Raw genomic sequence first — 21,878 nt, forward strand, 5'->3', positions numbered from 1 at the left:
TCAGCCTGGCGAGCATCAGCCCGGGATTGCTGCCCAAGCACTTGCTGCGGTTACGCCAGCGTCTGGGTGAGCAACTGCTGCCCAAACAACGACGGGGGCGACAATGCCCCCGTGTTGTGAAGAAGCCTCCTGCTCGCTATCCGCTCAAGCAGGTTCGTGCTGTTAAGTGAACGGCATTTGCCCGTCGGCGCCCTTTTTGACCTTTCCTGCCAGAGCTTGACACCTTTGCCAATTGCAAAGCAAAGGCCAACGGGCACCAGGATCCAGCGCACGCAGCGCAAGTGCTGCTCCAAGGTGGCTCGACGGTGCAGGTGTGGCTGCACAGGCGCCACGGCATCTCCAGCTCGATGGCCGGCGACCACGACAGCTGAGAGAACGCGCTGGCCGAACAGGCCTCAGGCCCTCACCGCCAGCCAGCGCGCACCGGGCCGAATGACTACAATGCCCGCCCCCACGCCGGCGCGCCAGCCGGCCGCCCTTCACCCCACGAGAACACCCAGGCCCTCAGAGCCTGCCGCCCCATGCCCAACGACACCAGCACGCCAACGGCCACCGCCCTGCCCCCCCATGCCCTGCGCATCGATGCGCTGGATATGGACGCACAAGGCGTGGCGCACCGCGACGACGGCAAGGTGGTGTTCGTCGAAGGGGCGCTGACCGGCGAAGTCGTCACCGCCACCACCGTGCGCCGCAAAAACCAATGGGAAAAGGCCACGCTCGATGCCGTGCTGCGCGAGTCCTCCCAGCGCAGCACGCCGCGCTGCCCGCACTTTGGCCTGCACCAGGGCGCCTGCGGCGGCTGCAAGATGCAGCACCTGAGCCCGGCGGCGCAGCTGGCCGTCAAGCAACGCGTGCTGGAAGACAACCTCTGGCACCTGGGCAAGGTGCGCGCCGAGCGCATTCTGCGCCCCATCCAGGGGCCGGACTGGGGCTACCGCTGGCGCGCGCGCCTGTCGGTGCGCCACGTGCAGAAAAAAGGCGTGGTGCTGGTGGGCTTTCACGAGCGCAAAAGCCGCTACATCGCCGACATGCAGGTCTGCCCCATCCTGCCGCCGCAAGTCGATGCGCTGCTGATGCCGCTGCGCGCGCTGATCGACAGCCTGGATGCGCGCCAGAGTTGCCCGCAGATCGAAGTGGCCTGCGGCGATGCCGTCACCGCGCTGGTGCTGCGCCACCTGCAGCCCCTGAGCGAGGCCGACCGGCAGCGCCTGCGCGACTTCGCCGCCCAGCACCCTCCGCTGCAATGGTGGCTGCAGCCCAAGGGCCCCGATACGGTTCACCGGCTCGATGCCGACGATGGCAGCGCGCCGCTGGCCTATGCCCTGCCGGAGTTCGGCATCCGCATGCCGTTTCGGCCTACGGACTTCACCCAGGTCAACCCGCACATCAACCGCGTGCTGGTGGCCCGGGCACTGCAGCTGCTGGGCGTGCAAGGGCACGAGCGCGTGATCGACTGGTTCTGTGGCCTGGGCAACTTCAGCCTGCCGCTGGCCACCCAGGCCGCCCAGGTGCTGGGCATCGAGGGCAGCGACGCGCTGGTGGCGCGCGCCAGCGCCAACTGGCAGGCCAATCAGGCGCAGCGCAGCGCGCAGGGGCTGCGCCCGCTGGCGCCCACGCGCTTCGTGGGGCGCAACCTGTTTCAGATGACGCCCGCGCTGCTGCAGGCCGATGGCTCGGCACAGAAGTGGTTGGTCGATCCGCCGCGCGAAGGCGCGTTCGCGCTGGCCAAGGCGCTGGCCGACATCCACCAGCGCCGCCACCAACACCGCCACAGGGGCGCCAGCGCGGCGGACGCCGAAGCGGCCAGCGCCGCCACTGCGGGCGATGAGCCGCCGCCTGCAACCAGCGGCAATGACTGGCAGGACGACGCCCAATGGCAGCCGCCACAGCGCATCGTCTACGTCAGCTGCAACCCAGCCACGCTGGCGCGCGATGCTGGCCTGCTGGTGCACCAGGCCGGCTACCGCTGCACGGCCGCTGGCGTGGTCAACATGTTCCCGCACACGGCCCATGTGGAAAGCATTGCCGTGTTCGACGCAGCGCCGCCGCACTGAACACGCGCCTCCCAATTCCGCACGCGCCCAGCCCTTGATGGGTATGGCATGCACGCCTTGCGCATCAAAGGCGCCGCCATGCGCCACAATCCCCGCCATGAATACCCACCGCCCCCCAGCCCCTCCCCCAGCGGCCGACCCCAGCGCCACTGCCGCCGATGCCACCACAGCGCCCACGCTCGCCAAGAGCGACGACAACCTGATCTGGCTGGACTGCGAAATGAGCGGCCTGAACCCGGAGACTGACCGCCTGCTGGAAATTGCCGTGATCGTCACCGGCCCGCAGCTGCAACCGCGCATCGAAGGCCCGGTGCTGGTCATCCACCAAAGCGATGACCTGCTCAATGGCATGGACGCCTGGAACAAAGGCACGCACGGGCGCAGCGGCCTGACGGACAAGGTGCGCGCCTCCGCCATCGACGAGGCCCAGGCCGAGGCGCAGCTGCTGCAGTTCCTGCGCCGCTACGTGGCCAAGGGCAAATCGCCCATGTGCGGCAACACCATCGGCCAGGATCGGCGCTTTCTCGTCAAGTACATGCCCAAGCTGGAGGCCTTCTTCCACTACCGCAATGTCGATGTCAGCACCCTCAAGGAGCTGACGCGGCGCTGGCAGCCGAGCATTGCCAACCAGTTCAAGAAGGCGCAAAAGCACACGGCCCTGGCCGATGTGCACGAATCCATCGACGAGCTGCAGTTCTACCGTGAGCAGGTCATGAAGATTTGAGGGGCCTCACCGCTGCTGAGCCTCGCGGCGGCCAGCAGGCCCAGCCGCCAAGGGGACGGCCAAGGGGCGCGCAGGCCCTTGGCTTTGATAGCCCATCCACAAGCTTTGCGCGATGCGCCGCGCCGCCGCCATGGCCTGTTCGGCCAGGCGCTCGTTGGGCTGCTCGGCCAGGGTTTGCGCGAACAGCTCCAGCCAGTGCCTGAACAGCGCCTGCGTCAAGCCCGGCAAGGCGGCGTGCTTGGGCATGGGCGCCCCGGAAAAGCGCCCGCTGCGCAGCAGGATGCTGGACCAGAAGTCCATCAGCTTGGCCAGGTGCTCGTCCCAATCGTCGATGTGCGCCTCGAAGATCGGCCCGAGCTGCGCATCCTGGCGCACGCGCGCATAAAAGCGTTGCACCAGCTCGGTGATTTCCTGCTCGCTGCAAATCGGATCGTCGGTCATGGGCCAGCCTTTACGTTGGGCTTCAGCGCCTGTGGGGCTCCTTTGGAGCCTCGCCGCGCCCGCCTTGCGGCGGGCATCGGGGCGTAGCGCCCTTGCAGCACATCAATACAGCTCCAGGTGCACGCGCCCTTCGCGCCCCAGGCGTTGCCAAGGGGTTTCATCGTGCGCTGCGCCTTGCTCGGCATCGGCCAGCAGTGCGTCGAAGGCCGCGCCGATGGCGCGCTCCAGGTGCTGCTTGTTGCCGCAGACGTACACGTGCGCGCCCTGCGCAATCCAATCGCGCAACGTGCCGGCGTGCTCCTGCAGGGCGTGCTGCACGTAGTATTTTTCCGCGCCATCGCGCGAAAAGGCCGTCACCAGCTGATGCAGCACGCCTTCGGCCTGCAGGCTTTCGAGCTCCTCGCGATAGAGGAAGTCCTGCGCCTGGCGCTTTTCGCCAAAGAACAGACAGGTCTGGCGCGGCTGGCCGCTGGCCTGCAGCTCGCGCAGCAGACCCATCAGCGGCGCAATGCCGGTGCCGGTGCCGATCAGAATCAGTGGCGTGGCGGCATCGCCAGTCAGGCGAAAGCCGGGGTTGGCGCGGCAGTAGACCTGCACCGGACCGTCATGCGCCAGCAGCCAGTGCGTGGCCATGCCTTCGCGCGAGCGGCCCTGGCGCTCGTAGCGGACGTGGCGGATGCACAGGTCGATGTGCCCGGCCTCGCCGTGCGAGGCGATGGAGTACGCCCTGGGCAGGCGCGGCGACAGCAGTTGCGCCAGCTGCGCCAGCGGCACCGTCTCGGGCGTGCAAAAGTCTTGCAGCACATCGAGCACATCGGCGCCCCAAAGGTACTGCTCCAGCTGCTGGCGCTGGCTGAACTTGAGCAAGCCCTTGAGCGCGTCGCTGCCGCCCAGACGGGCCAGCTCGCGCAGCACGCCCTTGCTGATTTGGCGCAGCTCCTTGTCGCGCAGCAGCTCGGCGGCCTCGGGCGCGCCGTACCACTGGGCCAATTGCGCCAGCAGTTGTGGATCGTTTTGCGCCAGCACGTGCAAGGTATCGCCGGCACGCCAGCGCATGCCGCTGCCCTCACAGGCCAGGCGGATGTGGTAGGCGCCGGGCTCGGCATCTGGCGCAGCATGGTTGAGCTGGCGCCGCTCCAGGATGTCGGCCGCATAGGCGTCGTTCTCGCCATAGGCGATCACGCGCAACGACAGCGCCAGACCGGCCTGGGCGTCGCCCTGCAGCACTTGCTCAAGCACCGACTGCCAGCGCGCGAAGAAGTCCGCATAGCCGATGTCGGCATCCACGCGGTTGATGATGGCCTGCGCGCCGCGCTCTTGCAGCAGTGCATCGAGCTGCTTGGTAAAGCCACAGAAATTCGGGTAGGCCGTATCACCCAGACCGAAGATGGCATAGCGCAGCTGCGCCAGCGAGCTGCTTTGGCGCAGCCGCGCCAGAAAGCCCTCGGCATTGCCCGGTGGCTCGCCGTCGCCAAACGAGCTGGAAATGATCAACAGCAGCGCCTCATCGCCCCAGGGGGCTTGAAGAAGGTCCACGTCGTTGAGCGGCATGACCTGAGGCTGCAGGGCCGCCACGCAGGGCGCGGCGGCCAGCGCCTGGGCCAAGGCCTTGGCGTTGCCCGACTCGGAGCCGTAGGCAATCACCACACGTTGGGCAATGGCATGCATGCAAGGGCTCGCTATTACTTGGCGTAGTACTCGTCGAATTGCTCTTTGGAGAATTCCACGGCCTCGAAGTTGTCCATCAAATCATTGATGACGCGGCGAATGCTGATGTAGGCGTTGATGTTGCCCTGCGCATCGCGCAGCGGCTGCACCGTGGTGTCCACCACATACACGCCGCCGCCCTTGCCCACGTTGGGGATGATGCCCGTCCAGATGTTGCCGGCCTTGATGGTGTCCCACATTTCCTTGTAGGTCTCCTTGGGCACGGCCGGGTGGCGCACGATGCTGTGCGGCTGGCCCAGCAGCTCCTCGCGACTGTAGCCGGTGAGCTTGCAGAACAAGTCGTTGGCGTAGGTGATGTTGCCCTGCAGGTCGGTCGTGGAGATCACGGCCACGTTTTCCAGTGCGGCCAGCAGTTGTGCGGAGTCCAGGGTGTTGCTCATGGTGCTTTCCTCTTTCAGTGTGGTTGAGACATCTGCCGCAGCCGTATGCGCTGGCCCGCCCTGCCCGCGCAATCGGGGCCACAGGCTGCGCAGCACATGCCTGCCGCAGTCAAAAGGTGCATTCTATATGCACCTTTTGACTGCGGCGGCCAATCTGGCCTCCTGCCGTGCACAATGCGCCCGCGCCGGCTCGTATGATTGGCCTCTGGCTGACGCCCACCGGGCTGGCGACCTCACCTCAGAACCTGTTCAAGGAGCCTGCTCAAAGGGCGCTGGAGCGCACACGATGAGACTGACACTCAAGACCGACTACGCATTGCGCACGCTGCTGTTTCTCGGGCAGCAGCAGGCGCTGGTGTCCATCGCACAGATTGCCCAGGCCCACGGCATCTCCGAGCACCATCTCATCAAGGTCGTCCACGCCCTGGGTCGGCAGGGCTTCATCGACACGCTGCGCGGCAAGGGCGGGGGCATCCGGCTCGCGCCGGCCGCATTGCAGGCCACGGTCGGCCAGATCGTGCGCGCCATGGAGGACGATCTGAACCTGGTGGCCTGCTTTGGGCCGCAAAGCGACGACAATCGCTGCCTGCTCACTGGCGGCTGCCGGCTGCAGACCGTGCTGCATTCGGCCTTGCAGGCGTTCATGGACGAGCTCGACGGCCACACGCTGGCCGATTTGCTCGGCGCTGCAGCGCCTGCCGCCGACGCCGGCCACGCGCAGACCATATCCATCAGCAAGCTGCAGCCCGCAGCGCCAGTGGCCACCGCCCGCGCCCGCCAGCCAGGTGGCAGCAAACCGGCCAAACCCACCGCAACGCCTGCGCGGCCAAAACGCAGGCCCAAGAAACCCAACACCGGGCAAGAGCCCGATGGAGAACACACACCATGACCAGATGGCTTTGGTCGCTCAAGCGCTTCATGCGCGGCATGTGGTTTCGCACCACGCTGTTTTCGCTGCTGGGCATCGTCACGGCGCTGTTTGCCGCCTGGTTCCAGCACTGGATCCCCAAGGAGTGGACGGGCGTGCTGGGCGAGGGCGCGGTGGACAGCATCCTGCAGATCATGGCCGCCAGCATGCTGGCCGTGACGACCTTCTCGCTGAACATCCTGGTTTCGGCCTATGCCTCGGCCAGCAGCGCCGCCACGCCGCGCGCCACCGAGCTGCTGATCAACGACACCGCCGCCAACAACGCGCTGTCGACCTTTCTGGGCGCCTTTTTGTTCAGCATCGTGGGCATCATCACCCTGCACACCGGCCTGTACCGCGAAGAAGGCCGGGTGCTGCTGTTCCTGGTCACCATTGGCATGATCGTGCTCATCGTCGCGACCTTGCTGCACTGGATCAACTACCTCTCCACCCTCGGGCGCATGGGCCACACCATCGCCCGGCTGGAAGAAATTGCCTGCGAAGAAGTGCGCAGCTATCTGCGCGACCCCTACCGCGGCGGCGCGCCCTGGCAGCGGCAGGCCGAGCCCATCCCCACCAGCGCCATCGCCCTGCATGCCCCAAAGGCCGGCCATGTGCAATGGATTGACGTGGCGATGCTGCAAGAGCTGCTGCGCGATCACGCCAAGCTCAGCAGCGCCCAAGATGCGCAGGCCGAGCAAGCCGAGCGGCCCGAGGCGCCTGCGGCACAGATCTATGTGATGGTGTTGCCAGGGCAATTCGTCGCGCCCGGCTCCACACCGCTGTGCAGCGTCGTCGGCCTGCCTGTGCCGCAGAACGAACAGGCCGAGCAGGCCACGCAGGATTTTCTGGCCCGGCTGCGCGATGCCTTCACCATCGCCCCCAGCCGCACCTTCGACAGCGACCCGCGCTTTGGCCTGGTGGCCATGGCGGAGGTGGCCTCCAAGGCCTTGTCGGCCGCCGTCAACGACAGCGGCACGGCCATTGACGTCATCAACCGCAGTCTGCGCATCTTCGAGCTGTGGGCACAGATCGAGCCTCCGGCTCAACCCGCTGCAGAGCCATCCAGCCCAACCGGTGAGTACGAAGTGCGCCACCCCAACGTCAAAGTCCCCGCCGTTGCCTTGGAAGACGTGTTCGACGACTTCTTCCCCCCCGTTGGGCGCGACGGCGCCGCACAGCGCGAAGTGGGCATCCGCCTGCAGAAAATGCTCATCGGCCTGTACGCCCTCGGCGGCCCGGAAATGCAAGCCCTGGCCCGCAGCCATGCCCAGCAGGCGCTGCAGCGCAACCAGGCGGCCATGGACTTCCCGCCCGACCGCGAAGCCGTCGAGGCCGTGCATCGCCAGGCCTGGCCTGCGGGCCAGTGAGTGCTGCGCGCTGGCCCCCACCTTCGCCGCCAGCGCCCAGCCCGGCAACACGGCTGCAAACGCACGGATAATCCGCGGCCATGACGTTGAAACTTTTGGTCGGCCTGGGCAACCCCGGGCCTGAGTACGACGCCACGCGCCACAACGCCGGTTTCTGGTGGATTGATGCGCTGGCACGCCAGCACGGCGCCATGCTGGTGCCCGAAAAGGGCTTTTTCGGCAACGCAGCCAGACTGCGCATTGGCGGGCAGCAGGTGTGGCTGCTGCAGCCCATGACCTTCATGAACCGCTCGGGCCAGGCCGTGGCGGCGCTGGCCAGGTTCTACAAAATCGCCCCGCAGGAAATCCTCGTCGTGCACGACGAGTTGGATTTGCTGCCTGGCCAGGCCAAGCTCAAACGCGGCGGCAGCCATGCCGGCCACAACGGCCTCAAGGACATCCAGGCGCAACTGGGCAGCCCGGACTTCTGGCGTCTGCGCTTAGGCATTGGCCACCCAGGCGTCAAATCCGAGGTGGTGCATTGGGTGCTGCGCAAGCCGCCAGCTGCCGAGCGCGACGCCATCGAGGCTGCCTCCGAACGCGCGCTGCAAGCGGTGGATGAACTGGTCACAGGCCAGATGGAGCAGGCCATGCGGCGCATCCACGGCGGCAAGCCCGATGCCCCTGCAGCGCGCAAGTTGGCCCCAGCGGCCACGCAACCGGGCGAGAGCTGAGCCGGCAATACCAACCAACAAGAACATCCGGAGTGAGGACATGGCCAACCATGCAGACCCTAGAGGCAACGCCCCGACCGAGCCGCCCGCCAAGCCGCAAAAAACCTTCTTCGGCCCGTTGGACTGGCTGCACGTGGTGCAGTGGCTGCACCACGATGGCGTGATCGCCCCCGAGGAGGCGCAGCGCACCATCGCGCGGTTTTCGCGGGCGGAAAGCCAGCAAAACCCGCTGGTGCGGCTCTCGGCCATTGGCCTCAAGCGCGCCGAAGGCGGCGGCACGCTGGATCTGGACGATCTCAGCGAATTCATTGCGCGGCGCGCCGGCATCGAGTTTCTGCGCATCGACCCGCTCAAGGCCGACGTGGGGCGCATCTCCGAGGTCATGAGCGCAGCCTATGCCAGCCGCTATGGCGTGCTGCCCATCAAGGTGCTGCCCGACACCACCGTCATCGCCACCTGCGAGCCCTACGTCACCGATTGGGTGCGGGAAATCGAACGCCAGACCCGCCGGCAAGTGCGCCTGGTCATGGTCAACCCGCTGGATCTCAAGCGCTACATCGGCGAGTTTTACGCGCTGGCCAGCTCTGTGAGCTCAGCCCAGAAAAGCGGCAACAACACCAGCACTCTGGCCAGCTTCGAGCAACTGGTGGAGCTGGGCAAGGCCAACCGCCAGCTCGATGCCAATGACCAGGGCGTGGTGCGCGTGGTCGAATGGCTGTGGCAGTACGCCTTCGACCAGCGCGCCAGCGACATCCACCTGGAGCCGCGCCGCGACCAGGGCGCGATTCGCTTTCGCATCGATGGCGTGCTGCACACCGTCTACCAAATGCCCATCGGGGTGCTGAACGCCATGATTGCCCGCGTCAAGCTGCTGGGGCGGCTGGACGTGGTGGAGCGGCGCAGGCCGCAGGACGGGCGCATCAAGACACGCAACCCGCGCGGTGAAGAAGTGGAAATGCGCCTCTCGACGCTGCCCACCGCCTTTGGGGAGAAGATGGTCATGCGCATCTTCGACCCGGACAACGCCATCAAGAACCTGGCCGACCTGGGCTTTTCCCGCCACGATGCCCAGCGCTGGGAAGAGCTGGTGCAAAAGCCCCACGGCATCATTCTGGTCACCGGCCCGACCGGCTCGGGCAAGACCACGACGCTGTACTCCACGCTCAAGCGCGTGGCCACCGAGGAAGTCAACGTCAGCACCGTGGAAGACCCGATCGAAATGATCGAGCCGGCCTTCAACCAGACCCAGGTGCAGCCACAGCTCGACTTCAGCTTCGCCGAAGGACTGCGGGCGCTGATGCGCCAGGACCCGGACATCATCATGGTGGGCGAAATCCGCGACCTGGAAACCGCGGAAATGGCCATCCAGGCGGCGTTGACCGGGCACCTGGTCTTTTCCACGCTGCACACCAACGACGCGCCATCGGCCATCACCCGCCTGATGGAGCTGGGCGTGCCGGCCTACCTCATCAATGCCACGCTGCTGGGCGTGCTGGCCCAGCGCCTGGTGCGCACGCTGTGCAAGCACTGCAAACAGCCCGACGAAGACTTTGACCCGGCCCTGCTGGACGATGCCGTCAAGCCCTGGAAAATCAATCTGGGCGAGAAAAAAATCACCCCCTACCGCGCTGTGGGCTGCACCGAATGCCGCATGAGCGGCTACCGCGGCCGGGTGGGGCTGTACGAGCTGCTCAGCGTCAACAGCAGCGTGCGCGAGCAAATCCATGCCCAGCTCAACCTGCCCGCCCTGCGGCGCGAAGCCGTGACCGCCGGCATGCGCCCGCTGCGCCTGGGCGGGGCCCAGCGCGTCAGCGATGGCACCACCACGCTGGACGAAATCCTGCTCGCCACCCCTGCCCCGCAACAAAGCTGAAAAATGGCCGCTGTGCTGCCCTCTTTTGCGAGGGCTGCACAGCGGCCTGTTCTTGCGCAGCTTTTTTGCTGTGTGGCTGGACACCTCAAGAAGGGGCGCCACACAGCCAGGAACTGCTCAAAATCCCGGTGCAACAGGTCTCGAGAGGCCTATCCAAAAGCTCTCTCAGTGCTTGCCGCGCTGCTCGTCGGCCAGCTTTTTGTGCTTTTCAGTGAACGCCTGCAAGGCCTGCTCATCCGTCTTGATCTGGCTCACGGATTTTTCCACCAGGTTGTCACGCAGATCCTTCATGGCTGCTTTATGCCCAGCAGCCATCAAATTGTCACGAACCTCCTCGAAAGAGAGCTTGCCTGCCTCACGCCGCTCCTCTAAACGCACGATGTGCCAACCATAGCGGGTCTTGAAAGGCTCGCTGTATTCACCTTCCTTTTTCAGCCCAGCCAGCACACTCTGGAACTCCATCACCATTTTCTTCGGGTCGAAATACCCCAGGGAGCCATACAGCGGCGCCGTTTCTGCATCTTCTGAGTGCTTGAACGCCAGTTCGCCAAAATCGGCGCCATCCTTGAGCTGCTGGTACAGCTCCTGAATGCGTTGCTCGGCATCGGGGCTGTCGGCAAACAACAGAATATGGCTGGCCTTGGTTTCTGCCGGGGCTTCGAAACGCTGGGGGTTGGCCTTGTATTCGGCCTCGGCGTATTTGAGCAGTTGCTCTTTCGATGGAGCCTGGGTTTTCTCCAGCTCCTCCAGCATCAATTCCATCAGCACCTTTTGCTCGGCCAGCTTCAAGCGTGCCTGGGCCTGCGGGCTTTTGTCCAAGCCTTTGGCCTTGGCCTGTTCAGCCATTGCCGCACGCACAAACAGCGCCTTGCCGGTCACATCCACCTTGCGCGCATCGGACAGCGCATGGTTGCGCGCTGCAGGGTCAATGGCGCGGGCATCGCTTTCGATGTCCAAGTCCGTGATTTGCAGCTTTGGCTCTTCACTGCGGAAAATCACCTGCTCGCTGTAAGCCAGGCCGGGCAGCAGTACACCGCTGAGTACGGCTGCGGCAACCACCAGCGGCCGCCAGCCCGCTACATTCTGTTGGTATTTCAGATTGGTCTTCTTCATTGTTTCCCTTGTCAAAAATTGGCGCTCACACCAATGCATCTGGCGCTTGCTGCATCATTCAAAAATGGTGCAGAAGGATAAGCCCCTTAGCCCACCGCCCGACACCAAACACCAGTTGATAGGCATAAAAAAAGCAGGCTCGAAAGCCTGCTTTTTGACTTGCGTCAAATTGTTTGCAAACGGGCACACCCTGAAGGGTTTGCCCATTAGCCAACAATTAACGGGTGCTGGCGTGCGGCCAGGTGAAGCCCAGGGCCTTGCCACCAGCTTGCAGAGCTGCATAGCCGATCACAGGCAGACCTTTGGTCTTGTCCTTGTTAGCCAGAGTCACGCGGCCCCAGCCAGCGCTGATGTTTTCAGTGCCGTAAGAGGGGTTCACGCGCTGCGTAGAGATCAGAGCACCCAGAACGGACTGGTCAGCATCTGCATGGAAGGTCATCACGTTGACTTCACCAGCCAGACGGGGCAGGTCGCCAGGCGAAACCGTAGCGCGCAGCGAACGCTCGCTGTCGTCGTAGTAACGCTGGGTGATGGAAGTCACCGTCACTTGAGGAACGCCATCCACTTTGGTCATAGGAGCGTTCTTGGCATCGAAGTAGTCACTTTGATCGTTGTACACCGCCTTGTCAGCTGCATAGTCAATGGCCACACCGTAGCGGCGGGTAGGCATCGACAGCACCCAGTCAGTACGGAAGTCCACACCCACACCAACCACATACTCGTTGACGATCGACGTCACAGCCAGACCATCGGAGAGCTCGTTAGCCTGCTGAACAGCCGACTTACCAGCCAAGTACGGTGTGGACAGGTCAGGGAAGTCGAAGTTCTGAGCCAACACACCACCGCCAGTCAGCAGAGGATCGGTCGTACCAGCAGTTGCACCAGTCAGCCACTCTGCAGGTGCAGGGTACTCGTTCTGCGGGGCCACAACCAGGTTGCCGTTAGCAGGAACGTTGTTAGCATCAGTAGCCACCACAGCCAACAGGTTACCCGTGTTGGTGGAGTCCGTGGTCACGTCGGTCAGAGCCCAGTGGCCAGTGATACCAGCCGTTGGGAAGGTCAGACCCTTGGCTTCGGCCGTAGGCTTGTCAACCAGGGCCGTCATAGCACTCTCAATCGTCAGAGGGTTACAAGCCACAGCACCGGTCACACCGTTGTGCTTGATGGTGTCGTACAGCCTGGAGCCAGGAACAATGTCAGCAGCAGTCAGCAGCTCAACATAACCTTCGCGCACTTCACCCTGATCCTTCTTGTCGTAGACACGGCTTGTCTTGAAGGCGGTAGAAGCAACTACGTCACGGCTGGGCAGCGTGCAGCTGGAGTCAGGCAGCTCGAGATAGGTCTTTTCGCCATTGCGATACAGGCGGGTACGCCACACATCACCAGGCGACAGGAAGACGTAGAAGTCAAACACGTCGTCCGAGTTGCGAGCGCCACGGAAACGCACCTTCACTGCCTTGCCGTTCACTTCATCGGTGTTGATGATGTTCATCAGCGTGTTGCGGTTGCCTTGCACAGTGTAGTAAGGCTGCAGCAGGATGTGACCAATGCCACCGCTGTTGACCACGAACTTAGTAGCCGCATTGACATCAGCGTTCACAAAAGCAACCTGCGCACCTGCAGCACCGGCGAAGCCAGCCAGAGCAGCAGCCACACTCAGCGCAAAAACGTTCTTTTTCATGAGAGTTAGCTCCAAAAATGAAGAGGGTTTGAAAGCGTTACGACCAAGTTTCGATCACGCTGGGAAATCCTAGCATGAAGCTAGTCGTCGAAATGGCTCCACAGACTGAATTCCTATGTTTTTGCAAAAAAACAACGGAACGCAACCGTGCGCAAGTAACCAATGCCATTCTGCGCGGCAGTCTAGTGGCTCCACCCAACGATTGCAAGCACAAATTGCAGCCCTCAGACGCTGGCCTTGACTCTGTCACTTTGCGGCGGCCCATCGCGAGCAGTTGTTCAGTGCCCGGCGGCGGCCACAGACCAGCCTTTGCTGGCCAGGCAGCAAAGGCGAAGGCGATGCCCACAGCAGCGCGCTGCATGCCATTGGCAATGGCCCTGTCAGCATCCACAATCGATCACTTTGTTGCCAAGGCACAACAAGGCCATTGCTCGATAATCGCCCGGATGCATGTTTCCTCCTCAGGTGCGCACTTTGCTGCGCTGGATCACGTCCGGGCGCTGGCGGCACTGCTGGTGGTGGCCTGGCATTTTGTGCACGGCCAGCATGGGCAGCCCGTGCCGTTTGAAGGGGCGCCGGCCTGGTGGCCGCTGGCCCTGCTCGATGAGGGGCACACGGGCGTGGCGCTGTTCATGGGCTTGAGCGGCTATTTGTTTGCCCGTTTGCTGGAAGGGCGGCAGGTGGATTTCCCGCGCTTTTTGTTCAACCGCATGCTGCGCCTGCTGCCGCTGCTGTTGCTGGTGATGCTGCTGGCGGGGCTGCGCATCGTCTGGCATGGGGGCGATGCCACAGCCTATCTGCAGGCTCTGCTGCGGGGTTTCTGGCAGCCGACCTGGCCCAATGGCGGTTGGTCGATTGCTGTGGAAATGCATTTTTACCTGTTGCTGCCGCTGCTGCTGGCCTTGCAGGCGCGCTCGGTGTGGTGGCTGTGGGCCTTGCTGGCCTTGGCGCTGGCAGGGCGCGCCCTGTTGTGGGCCTGGGATGGCACGGTGCAGCACCTGGCCTATTTCACGTTGGTGGGGCGGATTGATCAGTTCTTGCTCGGTATGCTGGCCTGCCGCTGGCGCGGCCATTTGGCCGGGCGCCATGGCGTGGCCGCTGCCGTGGCTTTGGCTTTTTGCCTTTTTTATTGGTGGTTTGATGCCAGCGGCGGCTTTTACCAACGCCCCAGCTATCCCTCACCAGGGCGGCTGTGGATCGTGCTGCCGCTGATCGAGGCCCTGGCCTATGCGGTGCTGATTGCCTGGTACGAGGCCAGCGCGCGCCCCAGCATGCGCGGGCCCAGCCGCTGGCTGGCACGGGCCGGGGCGTATTCGTATTCTGTTTATCTGCTGCACTTCTTCGTGGTCTTCGATGCCGCGCGCTGGGTGCATGTGCACGTCATGGACATCAGCAATTTTTATGTGGCCTGCCTGTGGGCGCTGCTGTTCTATGGCCTGATGCTGTTGCCGGCGCACTGGAGCTACCGCTGGGTGGAGGCGCCTTTTCTGCGCCTGCGCGTTTCCTATATCAAGCACGATGGGCCATCGCCCGCATGCCGCGCACCGCGCCGTGGATAATCCGCCCCACTGCACAACCCTTTTGAGCTTCGCTACCGCTTTGCCATGAACACCACCCATTTTGGCTTTCAGACTGTCGATGAAGAGGAGAAGGCCGGCAAGGTCCGCCAGGTCTTCGACTCCGTCGCCCCGAAGTACGACGTCATGAACGATTTGATGTCGGCGGGCCTGCACCGCGCCTGGAAGGCCTATACCGTGCTGGTCGCCAATCTGCGCGAGGGGCAAAAGGCGCTGGACATCGCCGGCGGCACAGGCGATCTGGCCAGTGCGTTTGCCAAGAAGGTCGGGCGCAGCGGCCTGGTGGTGCACACCGACATCAACGAGGCCATGCTGCGCACCGGGCGCAACCGCCTGCTCAACCGGGGGCAAATCCTGCCCACGCTGGTGTGCGACGCGGAGCACCTGCCTTTTGCGCAGGACCAATTCGACGTCGTCAGCGTGGCCTTCGGCCTGCGCAACATGACGCACAAAGACCTGGCGCTGCGCGAAATGCAGCGCGTGCTCAAGCCAGGCGGCAAGCTGCTGGTGCTGGAGTTCTCCCGCGTGGTGCCGCCACTGCAAAAGCCCTACGACTGGTATTCGTTTGCGGTACTGCCCCGGCTGGGGCAATGGATCGCGGGCGATTCTGAAAGCTACCGCTACCTGGCCGAATCCATCCGCATGCACCCCGACCAGGCCACGCTCAAGGGCATGATGCACGAGGCCGGCTTCGGCCATGTGGACATTCATAACCTGACTGGCGGCATTGCCGCGCTGCACGTCGGCATCAAGTGCTGATGATGCCCTGGCACCGCCAACGCCAGCCGCAATCCGCAGCCCTCATCGGCCCCATCGCCCCAAGAAACTCCCCGCCATGCCGCACTCTGCCCTCGCACCCGCCCCCGCGCCGACACCTGCGCCCGAAGGCGCTGCCACTACCAAGCCAACCGACACGCCAACGGCCACAACAGCTACCGCAGCTTCTGCCACTGACGCACAGGCCCGCCCAGCCCAGCCCGGCCGCCCCCAGCGAGGCCAGCCTGGCCGCAACACGGCCGCGCACGCACTGCTGGCCGAGCTGGCGCAGCGCTACCCCAAGCTGTTTGGTGAGCACCCTCTGCCGCTCAAGCGCGGCATCTTCCAGGATTTGACGAGCGCCCACCCAGAGCTGCAGACCGAGGCCCTCAAGCAGGCGCTGGGCCTGCACACCCGCTCACAGCGCTATTTGCAGGCGGTGGCCAACAGCCAGGCGCGGCGTGATTTGCAGCTGCACGCGGTCGAGCCCATGGCGGCCGAGCACAGCTTCCACGCCCTGGCCGAGCTGTACCGGCGCAAGCAACGCCGGGCCGCGCAGGTTGCGCAGGAGTCACAGCGCCCGGCCCTGCAGCAGCAGGCGCGCGAGTGGTTCCAGCAGCGGCTGGGCAAGGCCATCGAACGCTCGGGCCTTGCGCCGCAGGCCTATGCCCAGGCCGTTCAAAGCCGTGACCCGGACATCCAGGCCATGCTGCAAGCCGCCCTCGAACAGGCCACGCTGCAGGCCGCACGTGAGCAGGCCATGCTGCAGGCGTTCGAGGCCAGCGGCGTCGAGCTCGCGCAGTTTGCCGAGATGTATGGGCTGACCACCCAGGCCACCGAGCACATGCTGGCGCGCGCACGCCTGCGGCGCCTGCCCCCGCCCGCCGAGGCTGCGCCTGACCCACAAGCGCGGGCGCAGGCGCAGGCGGGCTGATTCACCCCTTGCAGGAGTGGCGGGGGCGTCACAAGCCCGCAGTAATACGCCACAGTAGACGGGCCCGCAGATCAACCGCAGACCCCAACAAAAAAGCGACAAAGCCCCTTTCAAGGGGCTTTGTTGTTCCCAGGCCGGCCCTGAGCAAAAGCAAGGCAAGCGGGCAGCGGCTGCGCGGGTCAGATTATTTGGTTGTCCACAGGCGCTTGAGCTCTTCGAGCTCCGCATCGAATTGGCGATCGATGCGGGTTTCCTCTTCGCGCTTGCCGTCGATGAAGCGCTGCTGCTCTTCGGTTTCCTTCTGATTGGTCTGGAACTGGCGGCGCAGGATGGCGGGGGCCTTCTTCATGTCGCCCTGGTAGAACTCCAGCTCCTGCTGCAGGCGCTGCTTTTCTTCTGCCAGGTGCTTGAGGCGCAGCTCGCCGCCCTTGATGACGTCACGCAGCGTCTGCTTGGCGCTTTCACGCGCTGCGCCGTGGGCCTTCTCGTTGGGGTAGCGCGCCAGCAGCACGCGTTCGCGCTGGCGCTGCTCGCGCACGCGGCGCTGCTCCTCCTTGAGGGCTTGCTCGCGCGCGCGGATGACCTTGAGCTCTTCCTCGGTGTAGCTGGGCGCGCGCGTGCCCTGCTGGTGGCCGGTGACGCCATCGAGAATGCGCTGCTCACGGTCGATGCATTCGCGGATGGGCCGGTCAGACGTCAGCGTGCGGCCATTGACCACGCAGGTATAGATGCGGCTGCGCTCCTGTTGCTGCGCTGGCGCCTGCTGCCACGGCAGCAGCAACATGCCCAGCGCCCAGACTGGAATGATGGCCAGGGAATGCAATTTTTTCATGGCGTTTTGCTTGTCGTTGGTGTTTTTTGCAAATGGCGCTGCGCAGGCCCACACACCCTGCGAGGCAACGCTCAGGGAAGGGCTGCGCGAATCGCAGCGGCGTGCGCATCTGCGGATTCAGGCGGTCTGCTTGCGCTGCCCGCCGCGCAGAGATTTTGCACAGATTCTCATACCCCGTAGCGCTGCCGGTAGGCCAGCACCGCCTCATGGTGCTGGCGCAATTGTTGCTGCGCTGCCGTCTGGGTGCCGCATTGTTCCAGAAAACCCAGGATATCGCCCAGCCCTGCCACGGCGCAGACCTGCACGCCCAGCTGCTGCTGCACGTATTGCACGGCGCTGTAGGGCACGTCGCGGCCATTTTCGGTGGCCATCTCCTGGCGATCGAGCGCGATGGCCAGCGCATGGGGCGTGGCGCCGGCGCTGCGGATCAGGGCCATGGCCTCGCGCACGGCCGTGCCTGCGGAGATCACGTCATCGACGATCAACACCCGCCCCTGCAGCGGCGCGCCCACCAGCGTGCCGCCTTCGCCGTGGTCCTTGGCCTCCTTGCGGTTGTAGGCATAGGGCACATTGCGCCCCAGGCGCGCCAGCTCCATGGAGACGGCCGCCGCCAGCACGATGCCCTTGTAGGCCGGGCCGAACACCATGTCGAATTCAATGCCGCTGCGCACGATGGCGTTTGCATAGAATTGCGCCAGCCGCAGCAGCTTGCGGCCATCATTGAACAGGCCCGCATTGAAGAAATACGGGCTTTGCCGCCCCGCCTTGGTGGTGAACTGGCCAAAGCACAGCACACCGCTTTCAATGGCAAATTGCACGAACTCACGCGCGGCCTGGCCTGCATCGGCCTGGGCCTCGGTGGGGAAGGGGCGATCACTCATTCACTGTCCTTTGCACGCTTGCATGCCCAACGATTTGTTCCAGCTCACCAGCCTCAACCTCAATGGCATCCGCTCGGCCGTCAGCAAGGGGCTGGTGCCGTGGCTGGAGGAAAAGCGCCCGGATTGTATGTGCGTGCAGGAAGTCAAGGCGCAACTGCCCGACCTGGAAAAGGCCCAGCTCACCACCCTGGCGGGCATGCAGGGCTACTTCCAGCTGGCGCAGAAAAAAGGCTATTCGGGCGTGGGCATCTACACGCGCCACACGCCCAGCGACGTGCGCTACGGCTGGGACCAGGGCGAGTTCGACGCCGAGGGGCGCTACATCGAGCTGCGCTTTGACAGCCCGGCGCGGCGCCTGTCCATCATCAGCGCGTACTTTCCCAGCGGCTCCTCCGGCGAGGAGCGCCAGGCGGCCAAGTACCGCTTTCTCGACGGTTTCTTTCCCTATCTAAGCGCCTTGCAGCGCCAGCGCGAGTTCATCCTGTGCGGCGACATCAACATCGCGCACCAGACCATCGACCTGAAAAACTGGCGCAGCAACCAGAAAAACAGCGGCTTTTTGCCCGAGGAGCGCGCCTGGATGACCAAGCTGCTGAGCGAGCGCGATGAGCAGCGCGAGCCGCTGGTGGACGTCTACCGCAGGTTGCAGCCCGAGGCCACCGACAGCTGCTACACCTGGTGGAGCAATCGCGGCCAGGCCTACGCCAACAACGTGGGCTGGCGCCTGGACTACCACCTGGCCACGCCAGCGCTGGCCGCACAGGCGCGCACCGAGTCGATCTACAAAGGGCAGAAGTTCTCCGACCACGCCCCGCTGACCATCGGCTACGCGCTTGCGCTGTAAAAGCCTGTTCTCACATTCACCACCATGCCCAACAGCCCCCTTGCCACCGCCCTGCCCTTTACCGCCTCACGCCGCGCCGCATTGCGCCTCGGCCTGGGGCTGGGCGCCGGCCTGGCCCTGAGCGGCTGCACAGGCCCGCGCCCGCCCATGTCCTCAGCAAGCCCCCTGCCCTCGCCCCGTCCCCTGACCGATCTGCCCATGCACCCGGCCCGCATCGAAGGGGCCGGCTGGTTCGACTGGGAAGACCACGCCAGCGGCCAGCGCTGGCGCATCTGGCTGCAAATGCCCGAGCAACCCGCCCCGCCCGAGGGCTACCCGGCGCTGCTCGTGCTCGACGGCAACGCCATCTTCCCGCTGGCGGCGCAATGGGCGCGGCTGCAGCAAACGCGCCCGGTCTACGTGCGCGGCCAGCCCAGCGTCATCATCGGCATCGGCCACCCGGGCGATGCCCTGTTCGATGCCGCCAGCCGCCGCCGCGACTACACCCCGCCCGCGCCGGGCGTGCAGGCGCCCGAAGGCGGCGCCGAGCGCCTGCTCGATTTCCTGGAGCACGTGCTGCTGGCCGACTGGGCGCAGCGCCTGCCGCTGAACAGGCAGCGCCTGGGCCTGTTTGGCCATTCGCTCAGCGGGCTGTTCGTGCTGCACGCGCTGTTCACCCGCCCGGCGCTGTTTGGCCAGTACTACGCCGCCAGCCCATCGATCTGGTGGCACGACGCCTACCTGCTGCAAGAGCAGGCCCGCTTCACGCAGCGCTACGTCAGCCACTACGGCGGGGTGCAACCCAGCGGCCAGGCGCAGGTGTTCCTCTACGCCGGCTCGCTCGAAGAGCCCAGCGCCCAGGGCCGCCCGGCCCATGCGCCGCCCACCGGCCAGCGCCACACGGTGCGCCTGCAAATCACCCGCGCGCGCGAGATGGCCCAGCAACTGGCCGCGCTGCGCTGGCCCGGGCTGCAGGCCCAGTTCCAGCTCTGGCCCGACCTGACGCACGGCGACACCATGATGCCTTCGCTGATGCAGGCCGTGGCCAACACCAGCCGCCCCGCGCAATGGAAGGATGCCGACTACGGCCTGCAGCCGCAGGCCGGCGCCACTGGGCGCTGAATACCTGCCCCCTTGCCCAGGCGCTGGTTTGATGGTTGATGGCGCGCAGGGGCGCAGGGCTGGCTTCATTGCGCCGGGTCGCGCAGCTCCCAGCGGATGGCGTCGATGGCCTGCAGCACCTCGGGGCTCAGCCGCAGTGGCCAGGCCGCCAGGTTCTGCTCCAGCTGCGCCAGGCTGGTCACGCCGATGATGGTGCTGCACACCTGCCAGCGGTGGTAGACGAAGGCCAGCGCCAGCTCCGTGGGCGTGAGGCCGTGCGCACGCGCCAGCGCGTTGTAGCGCCGCGCCGCCGCCAGCGCCTCGGGCCGCGCCCAGCGCTGCTTTTGCACCGATTCGTACAGGCTCAGGCGCCCGCGCGGCGCCTGCGCATCGCGGATGCCGCTGTCGTCGTACTTGCCCGTCAGCGCGCCAAAGGCCAGCGGCGAGTACGCCAGCAGGCCCACGCCCAGGCGGTGGCAGGTCTCATCCAGCGCGTTCTCATAGCTGCGATTGGTCAGCGCATAGGGGTTTTGCACGCTGACCACGCGCGCCAGGCCATGCTGCTCGGCCAGGCGCACGAACTCGTGCACGCCATAGGGGGGTTTCGTTGGACAGGCCGATGCAGCGCACCTTGCCCGCGCGCACCAGGCTGTCGAGCGCCTGCAGCTGCTCCAGGATGCTGGTCTGCGTGCGCTCTTGCTGCGGGTCAAAGTACAGCGCGCCGAACATCGGCACGTGGCGCTCGGGCCAGTGAATCTGGTAGAGGTCGATGACCTCGGTCTGCAGGCGGCGCAGGCTGCCCTCGCAAGAGGCCACGATGTCCGCCGCCGTCATGCCCTGGCCGGCGCGGATCCAGGGCATGCCCCGGCTGGGCCCGGCCACCTTGCTGGCCAGCACGATGCGCTGGCGCTGGCTGCGGTTGCGTGCCAGCCAGTTGCCCAGAATGGTTTCGGTGGCGCCGCAGGTCTGCTGCCGCGCGGGCACGGCATACATCTCGGCCGTGTCCCAAAAATCCACCCCGGCATCCAGCGCCCGGTCGAGGATGGCGTGGGCCTGGGCCTCATCGACCTGCTCGCCAAACGTCATCGTGCCCAGGCAAATCGGGGAGACGGCCAGATCGCTCTGGCCCAGTAGGCGTTTTTCAGTGGGGGACTGTCCGGTATTGCGCAGGGGTAGTAGAGAGAAAAAAACAAAAACGTTGAAAAAATTCAATGGCTTAGGTCGTATTGGGCCGGGTTTGGGGTTGTCGGCCGGTATTGCGCGGAATGGGCAGGAATTGGCCTTTTTTGAGCGATTGTGGGCGATTTCTGAACCGGAATGGATCGCTAGTGGCCGGGTGGCTGTTTGCAGTGCTGTAGCGGGTTTGCGGGCGATTCTGGGGGGCTTGGGACGGGGTGCTTGAGGTCGGACGAGGTCGGACATTCGAGGTCGGACGTGCGTTTTGCGTCCGACCTCGTTTTGTTTTTGCAAATCAATGGGTTATGGCGCTTGCGGCGCACAAAGAAAAACGTCCGACCTTGGCTGAGGTCGGACGTTGTTTTGGGGCCGAAATGTTACAAACCGGCCCGTCAGAGCAGGGATTGCTGAGCGTCCTGGTGGGCCTTGCTGGCGCCTGCTGCGCTGAGGATGCGGCCGACGTGGCCCTCGGTCAGGCCGTACTTGAGGGCGATCTGGCGCACTGAGAGCTGCTGGTAGTCGGCCACGATCTGGGCGTTGCGCACGGCCAGCAATGCGGCCTTGGCGTTGGGCAGCTGGAAATGTGACTGGCCACCGTACTCCTGGGCCAGGGCCTGCAGGTTGGGCAGGCCGATGATTTGGGCGATGGGGTGATCCTCGCCGCAGCGCTCGGCGCTGGGCACGTAAATGCGCACGCCGCCCAGGCGCTGCACCAGGGCCATGGTCGGCTGCACTCCAATACGCGCGACGAAGTCCTGCAGCAGCGGCGGCAGCAGGTCCACAGGCACGCTGGTTGCTTGGGCGGCGGGCATGG

The 21,878-nt window shown here is 65.0% G+C and carries 19 protein-coding genes and 1 pseudogene; 11 read left to right on the top strand and 9 right to left on the bottom strand.

The window, feature by feature from the left end; translation table 11 throughout:
* Nucleotides 1–521 precede the first annotated feature (521 nt).
* Together rlmD and orn are read left to right on the top strand one after the other, a co-directional pair.
* On the top strand, nucleotides 522–2,054 hold the full coding sequence (gene rlmD, locus CK625_RS12385) for a 23S rRNA (uracil(1939)-C(5))-methyltransferase RlmD (RefSeq protein WP_095540639.1): 1,533 nt from the start codon (nucleotides 522–524) through the stop codon (nucleotides 2,052–2,054).
* A gap of 97 nt (nucleotides 2,055–2,151) precedes the next feature.
* Complete coding sequence (gene orn, locus CK625_RS12390; RefSeq protein ID WP_095540640.1) at nucleotides 2,152–2,778, top strand: oligoribonuclease; 627 nt, start codon at nucleotides 2,152–2,154, stop codon at nucleotides 2,776–2,778.
* 6 nt (nucleotides 2,779–2,784) lie between these two features.
* Here the strand turns inward: orn and CK625_RS12395 are convergent, their stop codons facing one another.
* The 3 genes from CK625_RS12395 to CK625_RS12405 form a co-directional block, all read right to left on the bottom strand.
* A complete protein-coding gene (locus tag CK625_RS12395) occupies nucleotides 2,785–3,219 on the bottom strand; it encodes a group III truncated hemoglobin (protein ID WP_095540641.1) in 435 nt (144 codons plus the stop codon).
* Between the two features lie 102 nt (nucleotides 3,220–3,321).
* Nucleotides 3,322–4,887, bottom strand: a complete 1,566-nt coding sequence (locus tag CK625_RS12400) for a flavodoxin domain-containing protein (RefSeq protein ID WP_095540642.1) — start codon at nucleotides 4,885–4,887, stop codon at nucleotides 3,322–3,324.
* 14 nt (nucleotides 4,888–4,901) lie between these two features.
* Complete coding sequence (locus tag CK625_RS12405) at nucleotides 4,902–5,327, bottom strand: PAS domain-containing protein (RefSeq protein ID WP_095540643.1); 426 nt, start codon at nucleotides 5,325–5,327, stop codon at nucleotides 4,902–4,904.
* Nucleotides 5,328–5,613: 286 nt separating this feature from the next.
* On the opposite strand from CK625_RS12405, the gene CK625_RS12410 reads away from it, so the two are divergent.
* The 4 genes from CK625_RS12410 to CK625_RS12425 all read left to right on the top strand — a co-directional run bounded on the left by CK625_RS12410 (nucleotide 5,614) and on the right by CK625_RS12425 (nucleotide 10,190).
* On the top strand, nucleotides 5,614–6,216 hold the full coding sequence (locus CK625_RS12410) for an RrF2 family transcriptional regulator (protein WP_095540644.1): 603 nt from the start codon (nucleotides 5,614–5,616) through the stop codon (nucleotides 6,214–6,216).
* Nucleotides 6,213–7,604, top strand: a complete 1,392-nt coding sequence (locus CK625_RS12415; RefSeq protein WP_095540645.1) for a DUF2254 domain-containing protein — start codon at nucleotides 6,213–6,215, stop codon at nucleotides 7,602–7,604. The genes CK625_RS12410 and CK625_RS12415 overlap by 4 nt, the downstream gene beginning before the upstream one ends.
* A gap of 80 nt (nucleotides 7,605–7,684) precedes the next feature.
* Complete coding sequence (gene pth, locus CK625_RS12420; protein WP_095540646.1) at nucleotides 7,685–8,317, top strand: aminoacyl-tRNA hydrolase; 633 nt, start codon at nucleotides 7,685–7,687, stop codon at nucleotides 8,315–8,317.
* Between the two features lie 40 nt (nucleotides 8,318–8,357).
* Nucleotides 8,358–10,190 (top strand): GspE/PulE family protein, encoded by a 1,833-nt coding sequence (locus CK625_RS12425; RefSeq protein ID WP_095540647.1) that lies wholly within the window; start codon nucleotides 8,358–8,360, stop codon nucleotides 10,188–10,190.
* Between the two features lie 165 nt (nucleotides 10,191–10,355).
* Here CK625_RS12425 and CK625_RS12430 read toward each other — a convergent pair whose 3' ends face one another.
* The gene (locus CK625_RS12430; RefSeq protein ID WP_172425170.1) at nucleotides 10,356–11,303 is read right to left on the bottom strand and encodes a peptidylprolyl isomerase; all 948 of its coding nucleotides are present in this window, start codon (nucleotides 11,301–11,303) and stop codon (nucleotides 10,356–10,358) included.
* A gap of 217 nt (nucleotides 11,304–11,520) precedes the next feature.
* Nucleotides 11,521–12,984 carry a hypothetical protein gene (locus CK625_RS12435; protein WP_143326279.1) on the bottom strand — a complete coding sequence of 488 codons (1,464 nt, stop codon included), beginning with the start codon at nucleotides 12,982–12,984 and terminating at the stop codon, nucleotides 11,521–11,523.
* A 446-nt stretch (nucleotides 12,985–13,430) separates the two neighbouring features.
* On the opposite strand from CK625_RS12435, the gene CK625_RS12440 reads away from it, so the two are divergent.
* The 3 genes from CK625_RS12440 to CK625_RS12450 all read left to right on the top strand — a co-directional run bounded on the left by CK625_RS12440 (nucleotide 13,431) and on the right by CK625_RS12450 (nucleotide 16,251).
* Nucleotides 13,431–14,543 (top strand): acyltransferase family protein, encoded by a 1,113-nt coding sequence (locus tag CK625_RS12440; RefSeq protein ID WP_095540650.1) that lies wholly within the window; start codon nucleotides 13,431–13,433, stop codon nucleotides 14,541–14,543.
* A gap of 45 nt (nucleotides 14,544–14,588) precedes the next feature.
* Nucleotides 14,589–15,320 (top strand): bifunctional demethylmenaquinone methyltransferase/2-methoxy-6-polyprenyl-1,4-benzoquinol methylase UbiE, encoded by a 732-nt coding sequence (gene ubiE, locus CK625_RS12445; RefSeq protein ID WP_095540651.1) that lies wholly within the window; start codon nucleotides 14,589–14,591, stop codon nucleotides 15,318–15,320.
* A 76-nt stretch (nucleotides 15,321–15,396) separates the two neighbouring features.
* Nucleotides 15,397–16,251, top strand: a complete 855-nt coding sequence (locus CK625_RS12450) for a ProQ/FINO family protein (protein ID WP_095540652.1) — start codon at nucleotides 15,397–15,399, stop codon at nucleotides 16,249–16,251.
* A gap of 184 nt (nucleotides 16,252–16,435) precedes the next feature.
* Here CK625_RS12450 and CK625_RS12455 read toward each other — a convergent pair whose 3' ends face one another.
* Together CK625_RS12455 and pyrE are read right to left on the bottom strand one after the other, a co-directional pair.
* Nucleotides 16,436–17,083 carry a DUF4124 domain-containing protein gene (locus tag CK625_RS12455; RefSeq protein ID WP_143326280.1) on the bottom strand — a complete coding sequence of 216 codons (648 nt, stop codon included), beginning with the start codon at nucleotides 17,081–17,083 and terminating at the stop codon, nucleotides 16,436–16,438.
* Between the two features lie 167 nt (nucleotides 17,084–17,250).
* On the bottom strand, nucleotides 17,251–17,964 hold the full coding sequence (gene pyrE, locus CK625_RS12460) for an orotate phosphoribosyltransferase (RefSeq protein WP_095540654.1): 714 nt from the start codon (nucleotides 17,962–17,964) through the stop codon (nucleotides 17,251–17,253).
* Between the two features lie 22 nt (nucleotides 17,965–17,986).
* On the opposite strand from pyrE, the gene CK625_RS12465 reads away from it, so the two are divergent.
* Nucleotides 17,987–18,808: an exodeoxyribonuclease III gene (locus CK625_RS12465; protein ID WP_238945655.1), complete on the top strand. Its 822-nt coding sequence runs from the start codon at nucleotides 17,987–17,989 to the stop codon at nucleotides 18,806–18,808.
* Between the two features lie 24 nt (nucleotides 18,809–18,832).
* Nucleotides 18,833–19,909: an alpha/beta hydrolase gene (locus tag CK625_RS12470; RefSeq protein WP_095540655.1), complete on the top strand. Its 1,077-nt coding sequence runs from the start codon at nucleotides 18,833–18,835 to the stop codon at nucleotides 19,907–19,909.
* Between the two features lie 65 nt (nucleotides 19,910–19,974).
* Here CK625_RS12470 and CK625_RS12475 read toward each other — a convergent pair.
* Nucleotides 19,975–20,974: pseudogene (locus CK625_RS12475) on the bottom strand (aldo/keto reductase).
* Nucleotides 20,975–21,456: 482 nt separating this feature from the next.
* The gene (locus CK625_RS12480) at nucleotides 21,457–21,876 is read right to left on the bottom strand and encodes a Mor transcription activator family protein (protein ID WP_095540656.1); all 420 of its coding nucleotides are present in this window, start codon (nucleotides 21,874–21,876) and stop codon (nucleotides 21,457–21,459) included.
* Nucleotides 21,877–21,878 lie beyond the last annotated feature (2 nt).

The sequence above is a fragment of the Vandammella animalimorsus genome, assembly GCF_002285265.1.
Lineage (GTDB): Bacteria > Pseudomonadota > Gammaproteobacteria > Burkholderiales > Burkholderiaceae_C > Lampropedia.

What these genes read in the sequence shown, in the direction of transcription:
- rlmD (WP_095540639.1), top strand. Translation starts at nt 522, where the DNA reads ATGCCCAACGACACCAGCACGCCAACGGCCACCGCCCTGCCCCCCCAT.
- orn (WP_095540640.1), top strand. Translation starts at nt 2,152, where the DNA reads ATGAATACCCACCGCCCCCCAGCCCCTCCCCCAGCGGCCGACCCCAGC.
- CK625_RS12395 (WP_095540641.1), bottom strand. Translation starts at nt 3,219, where the DNA reads ATGACCGACGATCCGATTTGCAGCGAGCAGGAAATCACCGAGCTGGTG.
- CK625_RS12400 (WP_095540642.1), bottom strand. Translation starts at nt 4,887, where the DNA reads ATGCATGCCATTGCCCAACGTGTGGTGATTGCCTACGGCTCCGAGTCG.
- CK625_RS12405 (WP_095540643.1), bottom strand. Translation starts at nt 5,327, where the DNA reads ATGAGCAACACCCTGGACTCCGCACAACTGCTGGCCGCACTGGAAAAC.
- CK625_RS12410 (WP_095540644.1), top strand. Translation starts at nt 5,614, where the DNA reads ATGAGACTGACACTCAAGACCGACTACGCATTGCGCACGCTGCTGTTT.
- CK625_RS12415 (WP_095540645.1), top strand. Translation starts at nt 6,213, where the DNA reads ATGACCAGATGGCTTTGGTCGCTCAAGCGCTTCATGCGCGGCATGTGG.
- pth (WP_095540646.1), top strand. Translation starts at nt 7,685, where the DNA reads ATGACGTTGAAACTTTTGGTCGGCCTGGGCAACCCCGGGCCTGAGTAC.
- CK625_RS12425 (WP_095540647.1), top strand. Translation starts at nt 8,358, where the DNA reads ATGGCCAACCATGCAGACCCTAGAGGCAACGCCCCGACCGAGCCGCCC.
- CK625_RS12430 (WP_172425170.1), bottom strand. Translation starts at nt 11,303, where the DNA reads ATGAAGAAGACCAATCTGAAATACCAACAGAATGTAGCGGGCTGGCGG.
- CK625_RS12435 (WP_143326279.1), bottom strand. Translation starts at nt 12,984, where the DNA reads ATGAAAAAGAACGTTTTTGCGCTGAGTGTGGCTGCTGCTCTGGCTGGC.
- CK625_RS12440 (WP_095540650.1), top strand. Translation starts at nt 13,431, where the DNA reads ATGCATGTTTCCTCCTCAGGTGCGCACTTTGCTGCGCTGGATCACGTC.
- ubiE (WP_095540651.1), top strand. Translation starts at nt 14,589, where the DNA reads ATGAACACCACCCATTTTGGCTTTCAGACTGTCGATGAAGAGGAGAAG.
- CK625_RS12450 (WP_095540652.1), top strand. Translation starts at nt 15,397, where the DNA reads ATGCCGCACTCTGCCCTCGCACCCGCCCCCGCGCCGACACCTGCGCCC.
- CK625_RS12455 (WP_143326280.1), bottom strand. Translation starts at nt 17,083, where the DNA reads ATGAAAAAATTGCATTCCCTGGCCATCATTCCAGTCTGGGCGCTGGGC.
- pyrE (WP_095540654.1), bottom strand. Translation starts at nt 17,964, where the DNA reads ATGAGTGATCGCCCCTTCCCCACCGAGGCCCAGGCCGATGCAGGCCAG.
- CK625_RS12465 (WP_238945655.1), top strand. Translation starts at nt 17,987, where the DNA reads ATGCCCAACGATTTGTTCCAGCTCACCAGCCTCAACCTCAATGGCATC.
- CK625_RS12470 (WP_095540655.1), top strand. Translation starts at nt 18,833, where the DNA reads ATGCCCAACAGCCCCCTTGCCACCGCCCTGCCCTTTACCGCCTCACGC.
- CK625_RS12480 (WP_095540656.1), bottom strand. Translation starts at nt 21,876, where the DNA reads ATGCCCGCCGCCCAAGCAACCAGCGTGCCTGTGGACCTGCTGCCGCCG.